Consider the following 15,218-nt stretch of genomic DNA (forward strand, 5'->3'; position numbering starts at 1 on the left):
ATGCATTGGTCGGTATTGCGATGCGGTGGGCTGATGCCAATCTCATCGCCTTCATGGATTGCAGTTAGGCATCCCCTCTGCGATAGGCAAGCCATGCCTGCGTTGATTGGGCCTCATGCGCCCCTTACCAAACCGAACCTTTCCATTGTCCTGCGCCGGATGGCGCCATGGGCGACGCTCTGCGTCGCGCTGGCGGCCGATCCGGCATGGGCGGCAACCATGCGCGAGGCCGGTGGGCTATCGGCGGGGGGGCTGGAAACCGGCGCCGAGGCGGGCGGCCCGGCCGCCGACCTGCCCCAGCGCACGCGCTATGACGAAAACAAGATCGATTTTGCCGCCGATCAGGTCGATTACGACGACACGAATGATGTCGTGATCGCCACGGGCAATGTCTTTTTGCGGCGCGGCGAACAGACCGTGCGCGCCAACACCGTCCGCTGGAATCGCAAGACCGGCCAGATCATGGCGCAGGGCCAGCTTCGCGTGGTCGATGCCAATGGCAACGAATTGCTCACCGACCAGATGGAGCTGAGCGAGGATCTGAGTGTCGGGCTGACGCATAACATGCTGATGCTGATGCGCGAGGGCGGGCGTCTGGCCGCCAATGAAGGGCGGCGCGACACCAACGGCCATTACGTCCTGACCCAGGCGGCCTATACGGGCTGCGATGTGGTGGACAGCAAGGGGTGCGAGAAAAAGCCGATCTGGAAAGTGACGGCGCGCCACGTCGAGTATGATCCCGACAAAAAGATCGTCCGCTTCAAGGGCGCGCGCCTGTCGCTGTTCGGCGCCTCGATCGTGCCCCTGCCCAGCCTTCAGGTGGCGACGGACGGACGGCCGCTGCCCGGTTTTCTGGTGCCCGATTTCCGCACATCGGCGGCCAACGGATTTGAATTTTCCAGCACCTATTATGCCCGCCTTGCCAATAACAAGGATCTGGCCATCACCGGCTATGCCTTTACCAAGGCCAATCCGATGGCCAAGGTGCACTACCGCCAGTTGGGCGATACCGGCGCGTTTCAGATCACCGGCTATCTGACCCGTTCGGCCGCCACCGACGTTTCGGGCGCCAACACCCAGCAGAAATGGCGCGGCTATTTCGACGCCAACGGCAAATATCAGCTCTCGTCGAACTGGAGCCTCGATTTTTCGGGCCGCATGGCTTCCGACCGCACGTTCCTGCGGCGTTATTATATTTCCTCGGACGATACGCTGCGTTCGAACATCAATCTGGAACGGATCGGCCAGACCTCCTATTTCTCGCTCTCGGGCTGGGCGTTCCAGACGCTGCGCGCAACCGGCACGCAGGGGCTGGTGCCGATCGCGCTGCCGATGATCGACTATCGCCGGCGGTTTGACGAAAACCTGCTGGGCGGCAAGATCGAGGTGCAGGCCAACACGCTGGCCATCACGCGCAGCGCCGGTCAGGACATGCAGCGCGCCTTTGCCAGTGTGCAGTGGAACCTGCGCAAGATGACCTCGATGGGGCAGATCATCACGCTGACGGCGCTGGGCCGGGGCGATGTCTATCACTCAACCGACAATCTGCTGACCAGCACCGCCATCTATCGCGGCACCGCCGGATGGCAGGGGCGCGCCACGGCCACGGCGGCGGTGGACATCACATGGCCCTTTGTCGGCCCGCTGTTTGGCGGAACGCAGGTGTTGACCCCCCATGTGCAGGTCGTGGCCACGCCGCCCACGCCCAACATGCGCATCCCCAACGAAGACGCGCGGGCCATCGAGCTTGAGGACATCAACCTCTTCGCGCTCAACCGCTTTCCCGGCTATGACCGGATCGAGGACGGCAACCGCGTGACCTATGGCATGGAATGGCGGCTCGAACGGCCCAACTGGCGCATCAACGCCAATGTCGGCCAGTCCTATCGCCTGACCAGCCAGCCCACCCTGCTGCCTCAGGGCACGGGTCTGTCGGACCGCATGTCCGATATCGTCGGGCGCACCGAAATCCGCTATCGCGATTTCTTCAAGATCACCCACCGTTACCGGCTCGACCACGACAGCTTCGTGTTTCGCCGTAACGAAGTGGACGCGACCCTGGGCAGCGACACGACCTATCTTGAGGTCGGCTATGCACGCCTGAACCGCAATATCACCACCAGTCAGGAAGATCTGGTCGACAGCAATGAATTGCGCACGGCGGGGCGAATCGCCTTTGCGAAATTCTGGTCGGTGTTCGGATCGGGCGTGTTCGACCTTTCGGACAAAAGCCTGCTGGCCAATACCAGCACCGCTTCGTTCCAGCCCTTGCGCACAAGGCTGGGCGTATCGTTCCAGACCGACTGTTTCCAGTTCGACCTCAACTGGCGGCGCGACTATGTGACGATCGGTGACGCCGTGCGCGGCAGCAGCTTTGAATTGCGCTTTTCGCTGCGCAATCTGGGTTTCCGGTAAACGGCCTCAAGCATCTGTTGGCAGGGCCGGACAAAGGCGCTATCGCCAGCGGCCATGACGGGGCGGCATAGTGCGATATGCTACCAGATCGCCGCTGGCTCAGCCGGGGTTAAGGCCCGATGGTGCAGACGGACGGCGACAAGAACAGGATTGAGCGCAGGATTATGGTGGTGACGAAAAAGGCAGGATCTGGATCGGGTGCGGCGCGGGTAAGGGCGGCGGCCCGGATGGGCGCGCTCGCTGGCCTGTCTCTGGCGCTGGCCGCGCAAGGTTTCGCGCAAGCCCCCGTGCGCTCCAGAACGCCCAAGGCCCCTGCGGCAGCGGCCAAGGCCCCGGCCGCCAAGCCCGCCGAAGCGCCCACGGCCAGCGATCCTTTCGGCATCGGCCAGAATGTGACCATGCTGGGCAAGGACAACCCCAATCTGCGCCGCGCCACCGCCATCGTTAACGGCGACATCATCACCGGCACCGACGTGAACCAACGCCTGGCGCTGATTCTGGCAGCCAATGGGGGCAAGGTCGCGCCTGAGGAAGTCGAGCGTCTGCGCGCACAGGTTTTGCGCAACCTGATCGACGAAACACTCCAGATTCAGGAATCGAAGAACGCCGACATCAAGATCGATGAAGGCGAAGTCGATGCCACCTATGCCCGCGTCGCCCAGGAAAACTTCAAACAGGAACCGGCCGCGCTCGACGCCTATCTCGCGCGCATCGGCTCCTCGCCCAATTCGCTGAAGCGCCAGATCCGGGGCGAATTGGCATGGAACCGCGTGCTGCGCCGCAATGTCCAGCCTTTCGTCAATGTCAGCCAGCAGGAGGTCAAGGAACTGCTGGATCGGATGAAGGCATCAAAGGGCACCGAGGAATACCGTCTTGGCGAAATCTATCTCTCGGCCACGCCCGACAGCCGCGCCATCGTGGCCGAAAATGCCCAGCGCATCATGAGCCAGTTGAAGGAAGGCGGCAGCTTTGCCGCCTATGCCCGCCAATATTCCGAAGCCTCGACCAAGGCGGTGGGCGGCGATCTGGGCTGGATTCGTCTGGCGCAATTGCCCGCCGAACTGGCCGCCGCGGCCCGCGACATGCAGACCGGCCAACTGGTCGGCCCAATCGAGATGCGCGGCGGCTTCTCGATCCTTTATCTGATCGACAAGCGTCAGGTGCTGACCGCCGATCCGCGCGATGCGATCCTTGCGCTCAAGCAGATCACGCTGGCCCTGCCCGCCAATATAGCCGAGGCCGAAGCGAACAAGAAGATCGAGGAATTTTCCAACGCGATCAAGTCGGCCAAGGGCTGCGGCGGCGTCGATGCAGTTGCCGGCAAGCTGGGCGCGCAGGTTGTCGCCAACGATCAGATCCGCGCGCGCGATCTGCCCGCCCCGCTTCAGCAGTCGCTGCTGGCGCTTTCGCTGGGCGAAACCACGCCGCCCTTCGGTTCGGTGCAGGAAGGTATCCGTATGCTGATGCTGTGCGGCCGCGACGATCCCAAGGCGGCCAGCGGCCCCTCGTTCGAGGAATTGATGTCGCAGATGGAAGAGGACCGCGTCAACAAGCGCGCGCAAATGTATATGCGCGACCTTCGCCGCGACGCGATCATCGAGTATAACTGAGACATCGGGTTTAACTGAGGATAAAGCGGTGGCCTATCCAATCCTTCCATTGGCCGTTTCGCTGGGCGATCCGGCCGGTGTGGGGCCGGAACTGATCGCGGCGGCATGGTTTGCGCGCCGCGTCCATGCCCTGCCCGCCTTTTGCGCGGCGGGCGGCGCGGCCGTGCTGGCCGGTGCGGCGCGCGCGCGCGGGCTCGACATCCCGGTAGAGCGTGTCGGCTCGATGGAGGAAGCCGCGCTGGTCTATGATCGCGCGCTGCCGGTGCTGGGCGATTTCGACGGCGAATATCGCCCCGGCGCGCCGGATCGCGACGGTGCGGTGCTGGCGCTCGAAAGCCTGACTCAGGCCACTGCCCTTGCCGTATCGGGCCAGGCAGGCGCGCTGATGACCGGGCCGATCGCCAAATCGCGGCTGGCCGAAGTGGGTTTCGATTATCCCGGACAGACCGAATTTGTCGCCCATGCCGCAGGCGTGGAGGCCGAGGATGCGGTGATGATGCTGGCGGGTCCGAATTTGCGCACCGTGCCGCTGACGGTCCATGTCGCACTTTCGGCGGTGCCGGGGTTGATTACGCAAGACCTGATCCTGCGCCGGGCGCGGGTGGTGGCGCGCGCGCTGGAACGTGATTTCCGCCTGACCAACCCGCGCATCGCGATTGCCGCGCTCAACCCCCATGCGGGCGAAGATGGGCGCTTTGGCGACGAGGATCAGCGCATCGTGACCCCTGCCATCGCACAATTGCGCGCCGAGGGCATCAATGCCAGCGGGCCGCACGCCGCCGATGGCCTGTTTGCGGCGCGTGGGCGGGCCTCGTTTGACGTGGCCATCTGCATGTATCACGATCAGGCGCTGATCCCTTTGAAAGCGCTCGATTTTGACCATGGTGTCAATATCACGCTGGGCCTGCCGATCATCCGCTCCTCGCCCGATCACGGCACAGCCTTTCCCATCGCGGGCAAGGGGCAGGCCAATGTCGGCGCGACGGTCTCGGCGCTGCGCCTTGCCGCCGATTGCGCACGCAGCCGCGCCGCCCTATTGGCGGCCTGATGAGCGATTCCGATTTACCGCGTCCCGATTTGCCGCCCCTGCGCGAGGTCATCAATGCCCATGGCCTGTTTGCCAGCAAGGCGCTGGGCCAGAACTTCCTGTTTGACGAGCAATTGCTTTCGCGCATCGCTGCCATCCCCGGACGGCTAAAGGGCCAGAATGTGCTGGAGGTCGGCCCCGGCCCCGGCGGCCTGACGCGCGCCCTGCTGCGCGCGGGGGCTAAGGTCACGGCCATTGAGATGGACAAGCGCTGTATGGCGCCGCTGGGCGAGTTGGCCGAGGCGTTTCCGGGGCAATTGACGGTGATTGAGGGCGATGCGCTCAAAATCGACCATGCCAGCCTGTTTGATGGCGAACCTTACGCGATCCTGGCCAACCTGCCCTATAATGTCGGCACGGCTTTGTTCACGGGCTGGCTGTCGGGTGAGACTTGGCCACCGCGCTGGACCAGCCTGACGCTGATGTTTCAACAGGAAGTGGCCGAGCGGATCGTGGCGCCATCGGGCAGCGATGCTTTCGGGCGTCTGGCCGTGCTCAGCCAATGGCGTGCCGCCCCCAAGATCGCGATGAAGGTGCATCGCAGCGCCTTTACCCCGCCGCCCAAGGTGATGAGCGCGATCATCCATGTGAAGCCCGGCGATATGCCCGAAGGCGTCTCGGCCCGGATGCTGGAGCGCGTGACCGAGGCCGCCTTTGGCCAACGGCGCAAAATGCTGCGGCAAAGCCTGAAAGGCCTGCCCGGCGCGCTGGATGCCCTCGAAACCCTTGGCATCGACCCGGCCCGCCGCGCCGAAACGCTCTCCGTTGCCGAGTTCGTCAGCATCGCCAAAATTCTGAGCGCCTGAAGAAAACCCCCGGAGCATCGGCCCCGGGGGTTTCTTGCATCAGGCCGTTTCGAGTTGCCGCGCCGCCTGCTTCTTCTTCAGGCGCCATGCGTGCAGCAAGGGCTCGGTATAGCCGCTGGGCTGCTCCACCCCGTTGAATACCAGATCGCAGGCCGCGCGGAAGGCATAGCTTTCCTCCCAGCGCCCGGCCATCGGCTCATAGAGCGGATCGCCCGCGTTCTGGGCATCGACCTTGGCGGCCATACGCTTCAACGAATCCATGACCTGCTCGCCCGTGGCCACGCCATGCAGCAGCCAGTTGGCCATATGCTGGCTGGAAATACGCAGCGTGGCACGATCCTCCATCAGGCCCACGTCGTTGATATCGGGCACCTTGGAGCAGCCGACACCCTGATCAATCCAGCGCACGACATAGCCGAGCAACCCCTGCGCATTATTGTCCAGTTCCTCGGCCACATCCTCGGCCGAGAAATTGGTGCCCAGCGCCAGCGGGATCGTCAGCAAGGGCTCCAGACCCGGCACAGGCTGCGCGGCGATTTCACGCTGGCGGGCAAAGACGTCCAGCCCGTGATAATGCGTAGCGTGAAGCGTGGCCGCCGTGGGCGAAGGGACCCATGCGGTGTTGGCCCCGGCGCGCGGATGGCCGATCTTCTGCTCCAGCATGTCACGCATCCGGTCGGGCGCGGCCCACATGCCCTTGCCGATCTGCGCCTTGCCCGACAGGCCGCTGGCAAGGCCGATGCCGACATTGCGCGCCTCATAGGCCGAAATCCAAGCCGAAGCCTTGATGGCATTCTTGCGAATGACCGGGCCGGCCTGCATCGAGGTGTGGATCTCATCGCCGGTGCGGTCAAGGAAGCCGGTGTTGATGAAGACGATCCGCTCCTTGACCGCCTCAATGCAGGCGGCAAGGTTGGCGCTCGTCCGGCGCTCCTCGTCCATCACGCCCACCTTGATCGTGTGGCGCGCAAGGCCCAGCAGATCCTCGACCGCGTTGAACAGGTCGTTGGTGAAGGCGACCTCCTCCGGCCCGTGCATCTTGGGCTTGACGATATAAATGCTGCCCGTCCGGCTGTTGCGATGACGGCCCAGACCTTTAAGGTCCTGCATCGCAATCGCGCTGGTGATGACAGCGTCCATCACACCTTCGGGGATCTCGCGGCCATCGGCCAGCAGGATCGCCGGATTGGTCATCAGATGGCCGACATTCCGGATGAAGAGCAGGCTGCGCCCCGGCAGGGTCAAGGCCGATCCATCCAGCGCCGTCCATTCCCGATCCGCCGCCAGTTCGCGGTGCAGGATCTTGCCGCCCTTTTCAAAGCTCTCGGTCAGATCGCCGCGCATCAGGCCCAGCCAGTTGGCATAGGCAGCGATCTTGTCCTCGGCATCGACGGCCGCAATCGAATCCTCCAGATCGCAGATCGTGGTCAGCGCCGATTCGAGGATGATATCGCTGATCCCCGCCTTGTCGGTCGCGCCGATGACATGGGTGTGGTCAATCACGATCTCAATATGCAGGCCATTGTTGACCAGCAGGAGCGCGCCCTTATGCCCATCGCCGCGCCGCGCAACCAATTGTTCCGGACGGGCCAGTTCGGGCAACGGGCGTTCGGGGCTGATCCCGTCCCAATCGGCCCACGACCCTTCGGCCAGGGGAACCGCCGAATCGAGGAATGCCCGGCCCGCCGCGATCACCGCCGCGCCGCGTGCAACGTCATAGCCACCCTTTTGGGCCGCCGGAGCATCAAGCGCGTCGGTGCCGTAATAGGCGTCATACAGGCTGCCCCAGCGCGCATTGGCGGCGTTGAGCAGGAAGCGGGCGTTGAGGACCGGCACAACCAATTGCGGCCCGGCCATGGTCGCGATTTCCGCATCCACATTGCACGTGGTGATGGCAAAAGGCGCCGGTTCGGGCACGATATAACCAATCGAGCGCAAAAATGCCTCATATTCGGGCAGATCCACAGCCACCTTGCCACGCGCGCGATGCCAGCCATCAATGGCAGTCTGCAGTTCATCACGCCGGGCCAGCAGCGCGCGGTTGCGCGGCGCGAATTCGCCCAGCAGCGCGGCAAAGCCCGACCAGAAGCGCGATGCATCCAGCCCCAGCGGCGGCAAAACCCGATTTTCGACGAAAAGGGCCAGATCGCCATCAACCTGAAGGCCAGCCCGGTCCTGATACTTGCTCATCATCACTCACCCTCATCCAAGGTGCCGCACAAGCCGACGCCTGAGCAGCATAAAGGCATGCGCGTTAAACGCATGGCATACATGGACTCCGGGGAGGAGAGACAGATGGACTTATGACTGATGCCGCCGGTTTTGGCAACCGGCTTGTCGGCAAGGATGGTTTTTAGGGCGCCCCGCAGGTTTAATTCGAATGTGGAGGCGGTTCTGTCCCAAAGGCGAACATTTCTTGGTTAATGCCATATTTACCGCTCTTGCACCCCATAGGGGTTATGCCAGAGTGGAGCCACAGGCCGACACGGTCATTTCAAGACACCGTGAGGGCAAAGCAGAGGTTTGGCTTATGTGGCAGAAAATCGCCCGTCTTTTCGTTATCAAGACGCGCACGGAAGCGTTTCTGGTCATCTTCGCGCTGGCCAATGGCGCGGTGCAGCGCGGACAGGTCTATCTGGGCCAATATCCCGGTTTTGGCGGCAAACTGCTGTTTCTGGCCTGCACAGGCTCGGTCTTTATGGCGGGCGCCAAGATGCTCGACTGCATCAAGCACGAGGCCGCCAAGACCGAACAGGAACCGGCAAAAGCTTAAACTTCCCTACTCTCTCCCTGCGCCAATCCATCCAGCGACCATTCCCCAACCCGCCAGCGCACCAGTCGCAAGGTCGGATGCCCCACCGCGGCGGTCATGCGGCGGACCTGTCGGTTACGCCCTTCGTGAATGGTCAGCGCGATCCAGCAATCAGGCACCGTCTTGCGAAACCGCACCGGCGGATCGCGCGGCCACAGGTCGGGCGGGTCGATCCGCTCGGCCTTGGCGGGCAAGGTCATCCCGTCCTTTAAGCGCACGCCGCGCCGCAGCGCCTCAAGCGCCGCCTCGTCCGGCTCACCTTCCACCTGCACCAGATAGGTCTTGGGCGCCTTGTAGCGCGGATCGGTGATGCGCGCCTGAAGCCGTCCGTCATCGGTCAGCAGCAGCAGGCCCTCGCTGTCATGATCGAGCCTGCCCGCCGGATAGACGCCGGGGCGCTTGATGAAATCGGCCAAGGTGGGGCGCGGCGGGCCGTTGGGTTCGGGGGTGAACTGACACAGGACGCCAAAGGGTTTGTTGAAGAGAATCAGCACCATCAATCCTCTTCCTCAAAACCAAGACTACCTTGATTGATGAGAGCAGTGAGCAAGGCTAGGGCATCTTTGCCGGGCGTAGCCCCGCTCCATTCGCCGCCCGCACACAGGTCGCGCGCCAGTTCTGCAGCCTCGCTCCGGCATTCGCGGCAGACACCATCGACGAAGAGCAGAACCCCCTCGCCCGCCTCGATAAAGGCGAAGCGATGCGCCGGGTTGCGATGCAGCGCATGTCCCTCGCCCAGCATAGCGGCGACTTCTTCCGCCTCCATCTGCTCTTCGGGCCGCCAGTCGGTTTCGGCATATTTGGACAGGCTGTTGTAATGGCCGAACCAGCGCGCAAAGGCATCGCGGTCCGCCAGCGAGGCCAGCACCATGCCATGCAGCCGGTCGAGCGCCTCGGCGGTGATTTCGCCGGGATGGGATTGCGGGCGCAGGTCCGGGTCGGCATAGCGGTCATCCTCGGCCATGGCGTCGACCTGATGCGCGGTCCAGCCTTCCGCCAGCTCGGCGCGCGAGGGGGCGCGAAAGCCCACCGAATAGGTCATGCAGTCATCGCCAATTGCCACACCATCATGGGCAAAACCGGGCGGGACATAGAGGATGTCGCCCGGCTCCAGCACCCAATCGCCCGTCGCCTCGAAATCCTCGATCAGGCGCAGATCCTCATGCGGAACCAGCGGCGTCTGCGCATCGCAAACCGGGCCAACGCGCCAGCGGCGGCGGCCAAGGCCCTGAATCAGAAACACATCATATTGATCGAAATGCGGCCCCACGCCCCCGCCGTCATTGGCATAGGACACCATCACATCGTCGATCCGCCAGTCCGGCACGAAACGAAACGGCTCGATCAGCGCAGCCACATCCGGCACATAATGGTCAACTGCCTGCACCAGCAGCGTCCACGGTTCCTTGCCCAGCTTGGCGAAGCGATCCTCGGCAAAAGGGCCGCGCTCCAGCGCCAATTTGCCGCTGCCACTCGTAATCAGACGCGATTCAACGCCCTCCTCGCAGGCAAGGCCCGCCAACTCGTCCGGCTCCAGCGGATTAGCCCAAGCCTTCCACGGATTGCGGATCAGCAGCGGGCGCTTTTGCCAATGGGCGTTAAGGAAGGCGGCGACATCGAATTGGGCAAATTGCATCGCGCGCTCATGCGCTTTCCGATGCGTTCTGTCAAAATCTCGGGAATTCGGTGGGGTGGTTCTGTTGCCAGGCCCGCGAGTCCGATTTTGAACGGAGAGCCGCGCCACCGCCGCGCGAATAAGGTGGGGCGGTTCTGTTGCTAGGCCCGCCCCGGGCCCCCGAATTCCCTTCTGTTACCCGGTGGGTTCAACCGTGTTCTAGGTTTGTAACTTCAGCCCGTTAAGGCCTAGAATTACGCAGCCAGAGCAAGTGCTTCGTTGTCGTTGGCACTTATGAGTTTTGAGCCTTATACGGGTTACTCAGCCCGGGCAAAAACAGCGCTTTTCAACACACGTCGATCCTAGTTCGGCCCCATCAACACCCTTGCGACAACAAGGCCCCGGCACAGGTCCGGGTAGTGATGGTGGAGCCGCCGGGTACCGCCCCCGGGTCCGCTGCATCTATTGCACGCCGCAGTTTATCACCATAGCCGGTCGAAACCGGCGAGGGGTGATATAGGCGCAATTCTGCAAAAGAAAAGGGGGCCGCCCTGCTTTTCCGCAGGTGCCCCTTCCCTTCGATACCAATGCGTTCGGCCTCAACGCGCCTTAAGGGCATCGCGGATTTCGGCCAGCAGTTCGACCTCGGTGGGTCCGGCAGGCGCGGCCGGTGCCTCGGGGGCGGCGGGCTTGGCGGTGGCCTTGTTCGCGCCCTTGACGATCAGGAAGATCACGAAGGCCATGATCAGGAAATTGATGATCGCGGTAACAAAGCTGCCATAGCCCAGCATCGCCACGCCCGCCTTTTTCAACGCGGCATAATCGGTGGGCGATCCGGTATAGCTGGCTGGCACTTCACCCAACAGAATGAATTTGGACGAGAAATCGATGCCGCCCGTGATCTTGCCGATCACCGGCATCAACACATCGTCGGTCAGCGAGGAAACGATCTTGCCAAAGGCCCCGCCGATGATCACACCGACCGCCAGATCCAGCACATTACCGCGCGCGATAAAGGTCTTGAATTCCTGAAGCATATTATCCTTCCCTCTTCTGCGTGACCCAGAATTGCCACAGGGCGATGTTAACCACAACCGCCTATCAGGCCCTTATGCTTGCGCCATCCACCGGGCCCTTGCGCTTTGCCCCAAGCGGTGGTTAGCCAACAAGATGTTGCAACGGAGCCTTTGATGACCAAGGAAAAGATCGTCCAGACCTGGCGCGAGAGCGAAGAGCAGGTGGTCTGGCAGGGCCGGTTCATCGCGACCAAGCAGCGCGGCAACTGGGAATATGTCAGCCGCGCGCGCAACATCCGCGCCGCCGTCATTCTGGCCATTGACGAGGAGGACCATGTCCTGCTGGTCGAGCAATATCGTGTGCCGTTGAAGCGCATCTGCCTGGAATTGCCCGCCGGTTTGGTCGGCGATTGCGATGACAAGGCCGATGAAGTGGCCACCGATGCCGCCCGGCGCGAATTGATCGAGGAAACCGGCTATGATGCCGCGCGCATGGAAGTGGTGGGCGAATTTTACTCCTCGCCCGGCATGGTGACCGAGAGCTTCACCCTGCTGCGCGCCCATGGCCTGACCAAGGTCGGCCCGGGCGGCGGGGTGGATGACGAAGAGATCATCACCCACCGCGTGCCCCTTGCCGACATCGGCGCTTTTGTCGCCGCGCGCCGGGCCGAGGGCATGGCGATCGACGTGAAACTGTTGATGCTGCTCGCGCCTCAGATTATTGCGAGGGGGTGAAATCTGCCTTGTGGCCCATTGGCCTCTGGACAAGTGATAGCAAAGAGGGCCAAGACCGCCGCTATGGGGGAAGATGATCGCCACGAAACCGCCAAGCTCCACCCGACCGATGAGGCCGGAGGGCTGATCGACGCCGGTAAGGCCAAAAAGCGCTATCGCGTCACGTCCTTCGATGTGGCCGCCGAGGCAGGCGTCAGCCAGTCCACCGTCAGCCGCGCGCTGGCGGGCGACCCTGTGGTGAGCGAGGCGACCCGCGCGCGCGTGGCCGCAGCCGCAGCCAAGCTGAACTACCACGTCGATGAGAATGCCGCCCGCCTGCGCACGGGCCGGACGGGCACTTTGGCGGTGGTGGTGATCTGTCGCCCCGACGAAGATATCAAGAATTTCAACCCTTTCCACTTCGCGCTTTTGGGCAGCGTCTGCGCGGCGGCTTCGCGGCGGCGGCATGAAACCATCGTCTCGTTTCAGGGCGCGTCGGACCACCTGTGGGGCCTGTATCAGGAACAGCGCAAGGCCGACGGGCTGATCGTCATCGGCACCAGCGAGAACTGGGAAGCGTGGGATTACTTCCACTCCATCGCCGCCGAGGGCGCGCATCTGGTATGTTGGGGCAGCCCGCATGAGGACCTCGACTGGGTGCGGTCGGACAATATCGGCGGGGCGCGGATGGCGACCCAGCATCTGATCGATTCGGGCTATCGCAATATCGTTTGCATTGCCTCGGAAACCTCGGCCCAGCGCCAGTTCAAGGAGCGCTATGAGGGCTATGCCGAATTGCTGCGCGAACAGGGCATGGAGCCGCGCCTGATCACGTTTGAGGAAGGCATGAGCCGCGATGAACAGGGGCGCCGCGCGGCGGTCGAGCTGATCCGTTCGGGCGTGCCTTTCGATGCGATCTTTGCCTGCTGCGATGAAATGGCGCTGGGCGCGCTGCGGGTCTTGCGCGAACAGGGCATTTCGGTGCCTGAACAGGTCGGCCTGATCGGCTTTGACGGCATCCGTGCGGGCGCGCATTCGGCCCCGCCCCTCTCCTCGGTCGAACCCGATTTCCAGACGGCGGGCGAGGTGCTTGTCGACCGCCTGCTCTCGGTCATCGCGGGCACCCCGGGAGAAAAGAAGCGGGTGCCAGTGCGCTTGTTGCCCAGGGGCAGCAGCCGGAGATAGGGGATCTTATGCTGTTTGCGCTTTTGCTGGCGGCGCAGACCGCCCCTGACGCCAAAGTCGCTCAGGCCCCTCAAAGCGCGGCTATCGACCTTCCCCAACCGCCGATCCCGGATTTCAAGGATGGTCCGGTGAACTATCCTCCACACGCCTTTCGCGCCAATCGACAAGGAACGGCCTTCTATCGGGTAACGATCAACACCGATGGTGAGCCGACCTCATGCATCATCACGCAATCAAGCGGCACACGCGAAATCGATCAGGCGACCTGCGACTTTGTCTTAAAGCGCGCGCACTTCAAACCCGCGCTCGATGCCCAAGGGCGCCCGGTGGAAGCCATATACAGCAATAAAATGATCTGGAGCATTCCCCGCTGGTAACCACAAAATGAGGTCCAGCGGGGCGTAGAGTCCATCACCCCAGCGCGGAAACACCCAGAAATTCCGGGATCGGCCCGTTCCATTCGCCCGGCTTTGACGGCGGATCATTGTCGCGCCAGCGACCGCGGCCGCGATCATCATGCCGGTGCTCATGGCGATTTTCATGCCGATGCTCGCGGCGGGGCGCGCGCTCCTCGCGGGGGCTGCGCTCTTCCTGCTGCGCCCGTTCCTCGCGGCGCGGACGCTCCCCACGGGCCGGCCATTCTTCGCGCACAACACGTTCTTCACGCGCAGCGCGTTCCGGCGCCTTGCGCTCGCGCGGCTTATGCGCGGTTTTCTCGGCCTTCTCTTCCGCCTTTTCGGCCTTGTGGTCGATGTCCAGCTTGATTTCGGGAATTGGCCCGCCGGTCAGTTTCTCGACATTCTGGATCGCCTCCAGATCGGCGTCGCAATAGATCGTGAAGGCGCGACCCGTGGCCCCGCCGCGACCGGTGCGGCCGATACGGTGGACATAATCATCCGGATGCCAGGGCGTGTCGAAGTTGAAGACATGCGAAACGCCCTTCACATCCAGCCCGCGCGCGGCGACATCGGATGCGCAAAGGATGTTGATCGAGCCATCCTTGAACCGGTCCAGTTCGGCAATTCGGCTCGACTGGTCCATGTCACCATGGATTTCCCCGGCGGCAAAACCATGGCGCTTCAGGCTCTTGGCCAGTTCGCGCACGGTCGTTTTCTTGTTGGCGAAAATGATGGCCGTGGTCACGTTGTCGTGACGCAACAGATGGCGCAGCACTTCGCGTTTCTGCTTGGGGCCGCATTTGACCTTGTGCTGGGCGATGCTGGTGTTGTTGCTGGCCGGGCGAGCAACCTCGATATATTTCGGGTTGCTCAGGAATTTGTCGGCCAGCTTCTTGATCGGCGGCGGCATCGTCGCGGAAAACAGCAGCGTCTGGCGCTGGGCCGGGAGCTTGGAGCAGATCGTCTCGATATCGGGAATGAACCCCATGTCGAGCATACGGTCGGCTTCGTCGATCACCAGCAGGTCACAGCCCGTCAGCAGGATCTTGCCCCGCTCGAACAGGTCCATCAACCGGCCCGGCGTGGCGATCAGCACGTCCACACCATCCGAGAGCGCCTTGACCTGATCCCCCATCTGCACGCCGCCGATCAGCAGCGCCATCTTGAGATCATGGTTCTTGCCATATTTCTCGAAATTCTCGGCCACCTGCGCAGCCAGTTCGCGCGTCGGCTCAAGAATGAGCGACCGCGGCATCAGCGCGCGGCGGCGGCCATGCGCGAGAATGTCGATCATCGGCAGCACGAAACTGGCGGTTTTGCCGGTGCCGGTCTGCGCAATACCGATAAGGTCGCGCATCATCAGCACGGAAGGGATTGCCTGCGCCTGAATCGGCGTGGGCGTGTCATAGCCAGCAGCGGTAACGCTTTGCAGCAATTCGTCGGAAAGGCCGAGATCGGCGAAACTCATGGGTTTGGGGTGTTTCCGCAAGTGGGGGCATCCGTCCTACCCGTGGCCGGATGCACAAAACCGCCGCCTTGGCGGACAAGGCGGCGCGGGTG

The 15,218-nt window shown here is 63.0% G+C and carries 13 protein-coding genes and 1 other RNA gene; 8 read left to right on the top strand and 6 right to left on the bottom strand.

Features of this window, described 5'->3' with window-relative positions; all coding sequences use genetic code 11:
• Positions 1-93 precede the first annotated feature (93 nt).
• The 4 genes from PQ457_RS08520 (at position 94) to rsmA (ending at position 5,918) form a co-directional block, all read left to right on the top strand.
• Entirely contained in the window at positions 94-2,415 is a 2,322-nt protein-coding gene (locus PQ457_RS08520; protein ID WP_273616460.1) for an LPS-assembly protein LptD, read from the top strand.
• Positions 2,416-2,534: 119 nt separating this feature from the next.
• Positions 2,535-4,025 (top strand): peptidylprolyl isomerase, encoded by a 1,491-nt coding sequence (locus tag PQ457_RS08525; protein WP_273616461.1) that lies wholly within the window; start codon positions 2,535-2,537, stop codon positions 4,023-4,025.
• Positions 4,026-4,053: 28 nt separating this feature from the next.
• Positions 4,054-5,073, top strand: coding sequence for a 4-hydroxythreonine-4-phosphate dehydrogenase PdxA (gene pdxA, locus PQ457_RS08530; protein ID WP_273616462.1), 1,020 nt, complete (start codon positions 4,054-4,056; stop codon positions 5,071-5,073).
• Positions 5,073-5,918, top strand: a complete 846-nt coding sequence (gene rsmA / locus PQ457_RS08535; protein ID WP_273616463.1) for a 16S rRNA (adenine(1518)-N(6)/adenine(1519)-N(6))-dimethyltransferase RsmA — start codon at positions 5,073-5,075, stop codon at positions 5,916-5,918. Before pdxA ends, rsmA begins: the two co-directional genes overlap by 1 nt.
• A gap of 39 nt (positions 5,919-5,957) precedes the next feature.
• On the opposite strand, the gene PQ457_RS08540 is transcribed toward rsmA, so the two are convergent.
• The gene (locus PQ457_RS08540; protein ID WP_273619286.1) at positions 5,958-8,108 is read right to left on the bottom strand and encodes a malate synthase G; all 2,151 of its coding nucleotides are present in this window, start codon (positions 8,106-8,108) and stop codon (positions 5,958-5,960) included.
• A gap of 340 nt (positions 8,109-8,448) precedes the next feature.
• Between PQ457_RS08540 and PQ457_RS08545 the strand changes: the two genes are divergently transcribed.
• Positions 8,449-8,691, top strand: coding sequence for a hypothetical protein (locus PQ457_RS08545; RefSeq protein WP_273616464.1), 243 nt, complete (start codon positions 8,449-8,451; stop codon positions 8,689-8,691).
• On the opposite strand, the gene PQ457_RS08550 is transcribed toward PQ457_RS08545, so the two are convergent.
• From PQ457_RS08550 to mscL, 4 genes are all read right to left on the bottom strand, one after another.
• Positions 8,688-9,227 (bottom strand): rRNA large subunit pseudouridine synthase E, encoded by a 540-nt coding sequence (locus PQ457_RS08550; protein ID WP_273616465.1) that lies wholly within the window; start codon positions 9,225-9,227, stop codon positions 8,688-8,690. The genes PQ457_RS08545 and PQ457_RS08550 overlap by 4 nt on opposite strands.
• Positions 9,227-10,366: a cupin domain-containing protein gene (locus PQ457_RS08555; protein ID WP_273616466.1), complete on the bottom strand. Its 1,140-nt coding sequence runs from the start codon at positions 10,364-10,366 to the stop codon at positions 9,227-9,229. Before PQ457_RS08555 ends, PQ457_RS08550 begins: the two co-directional genes overlap by 1 nt.
• 160 nt (positions 10,367-10,526) lie before the next feature.
• Positions 10,527-10,890, bottom strand: a transfer-messenger RNA (tmRNA) gene (gene ssrA / locus PQ457_RS08560).
• A gap of 54 nt (positions 10,891-10,944) precedes the next feature.
• Complete coding sequence (mscL, locus tag PQ457_RS08565; protein ID WP_273616467.1) at positions 10,945-11,382, bottom strand: large conductance mechanosensitive channel protein MscL; 438 nt, start codon at positions 11,380-11,382, stop codon at positions 10,945-10,947.
• A gap of 153 nt (positions 11,383-11,535) precedes the next feature.
• On the opposite strand from mscL, the gene PQ457_RS08570 reads away from it, so the two are divergent.
• The 3 genes from PQ457_RS08570 (at position 11,536) to PQ457_RS08580 (ending at position 13,637) form a co-directional block, all read left to right on the top strand.
• Positions 11,536-12,096, top strand: coding sequence for an NUDIX hydrolase (locus PQ457_RS08570; protein ID WP_273616468.1), 561 nt, complete (start codon positions 11,536-11,538; stop codon positions 12,094-12,096).
• A 63-nt stretch (positions 12,097-12,159) separates the two neighbouring features.
• Positions 12,160-13,260: a LacI family DNA-binding transcriptional regulator gene (locus PQ457_RS08575; RefSeq protein WP_273616469.1), complete on the top strand. Its 1,101-nt coding sequence runs from the start codon at positions 12,160-12,162 to the stop codon at positions 13,258-13,260.
• A gap of 8 nt (positions 13,261-13,268) precedes the next feature.
• Positions 13,269-13,637: an energy transducer TonB gene (locus tag PQ457_RS08580; protein WP_273616470.1), complete on the top strand. Its 369-nt coding sequence runs from the start codon at positions 13,269-13,271 to the stop codon at positions 13,635-13,637.
• A gap of 34 nt (positions 13,638-13,671) precedes the next feature.
• Here the strand turns inward: PQ457_RS08580 and PQ457_RS08585 are convergent, their stop codons facing one another.
• Complete coding sequence (locus PQ457_RS08585; protein ID WP_273616471.1) at positions 13,672-15,126, bottom strand: DEAD/DEAH box helicase; 1,455 nt, start codon at positions 15,124-15,126, stop codon at positions 13,672-13,674.
• Positions 15,127-15,218: the final 92 nt, after the last annotated feature.

Source organism: Novosphingobium humi, from assembly GCF_028607105.1.
Classification (GTDB): Bacteria; Pseudomonadota; Alphaproteobacteria; order Sphingomonadales; family Sphingomonadaceae; genus Novosphingobium; species Novosphingobium humi.

Coding starts and splice junctions, on each gene's coding strand:
- PQ457_RS08520 (WP_273616460.1), top strand. CDS start 94: ATGCCTGCGTTGATTGGGCCTCATGCGCCCCTTACCAAACCGAACCTT.
- PQ457_RS08525 (WP_273616461.1), top strand. CDS start 2,535: ATGGTGCAGACGGACGGCGACAAGAACAGGATTGAGCGCAGGATTATG.
- rsmA (WP_273616463.1), top strand. CDS start 5,073: ATGAGCGATTCCGATTTACCGCGTCCCGATTTGCCGCCCCTGCGCGAG.
- PQ457_RS08540 (WP_273619286.1), bottom strand. CDS start 8,108: ATGAGCAAGTATCAGGACCGGGCTGGCCTTCAGGTTGATGGCGATCTG.
- PQ457_RS08545 (WP_273616464.1), top strand. CDS start 8,449: ATGTGGCAGAAAATCGCCCGTCTTTTCGTTATCAAGACGCGCACGGAA.
- PQ457_RS08550 (WP_273616465.1), bottom strand. CDS start 9,227: ATGGTGCTGATTCTCTTCAACAAACCCTTTGGCGTCCTGTGTCAGTTC.
- PQ457_RS08555 (WP_273616466.1), bottom strand. CDS start 10,366: ATGCAATTTGCCCAATTCGATGTCGCCGCCTTCCTTAACGCCCATTGG.
- mscL (WP_273616467.1), bottom strand. CDS start 11,382: ATGCTTCAGGAATTCAAGACCTTTATCGCGCGCGGTAATGTGCTGGAT.
- PQ457_RS08570 (WP_273616468.1), top strand. CDS start 11,536: ATGACCAAGGAAAAGATCGTCCAGACCTGGCGCGAGAGCGAAGAGCAG.
- PQ457_RS08575 (WP_273616469.1), top strand. CDS start 12,160: ATGGGGGAAGATGATCGCCACGAAACCGCCAAGCTCCACCCGACCGAT.
- PQ457_RS08580 (WP_273616470.1), top strand. CDS start 13,269: ATGCTGTTTGCGCTTTTGCTGGCGGCGCAGACCGCCCCTGACGCCAAA.
- PQ457_RS08585 (WP_273616471.1), bottom strand. CDS start 15,126: ATGAGTTTCGCCGATCTCGGCCTTTCCGACGAATTGCTGCAAAGCGTT.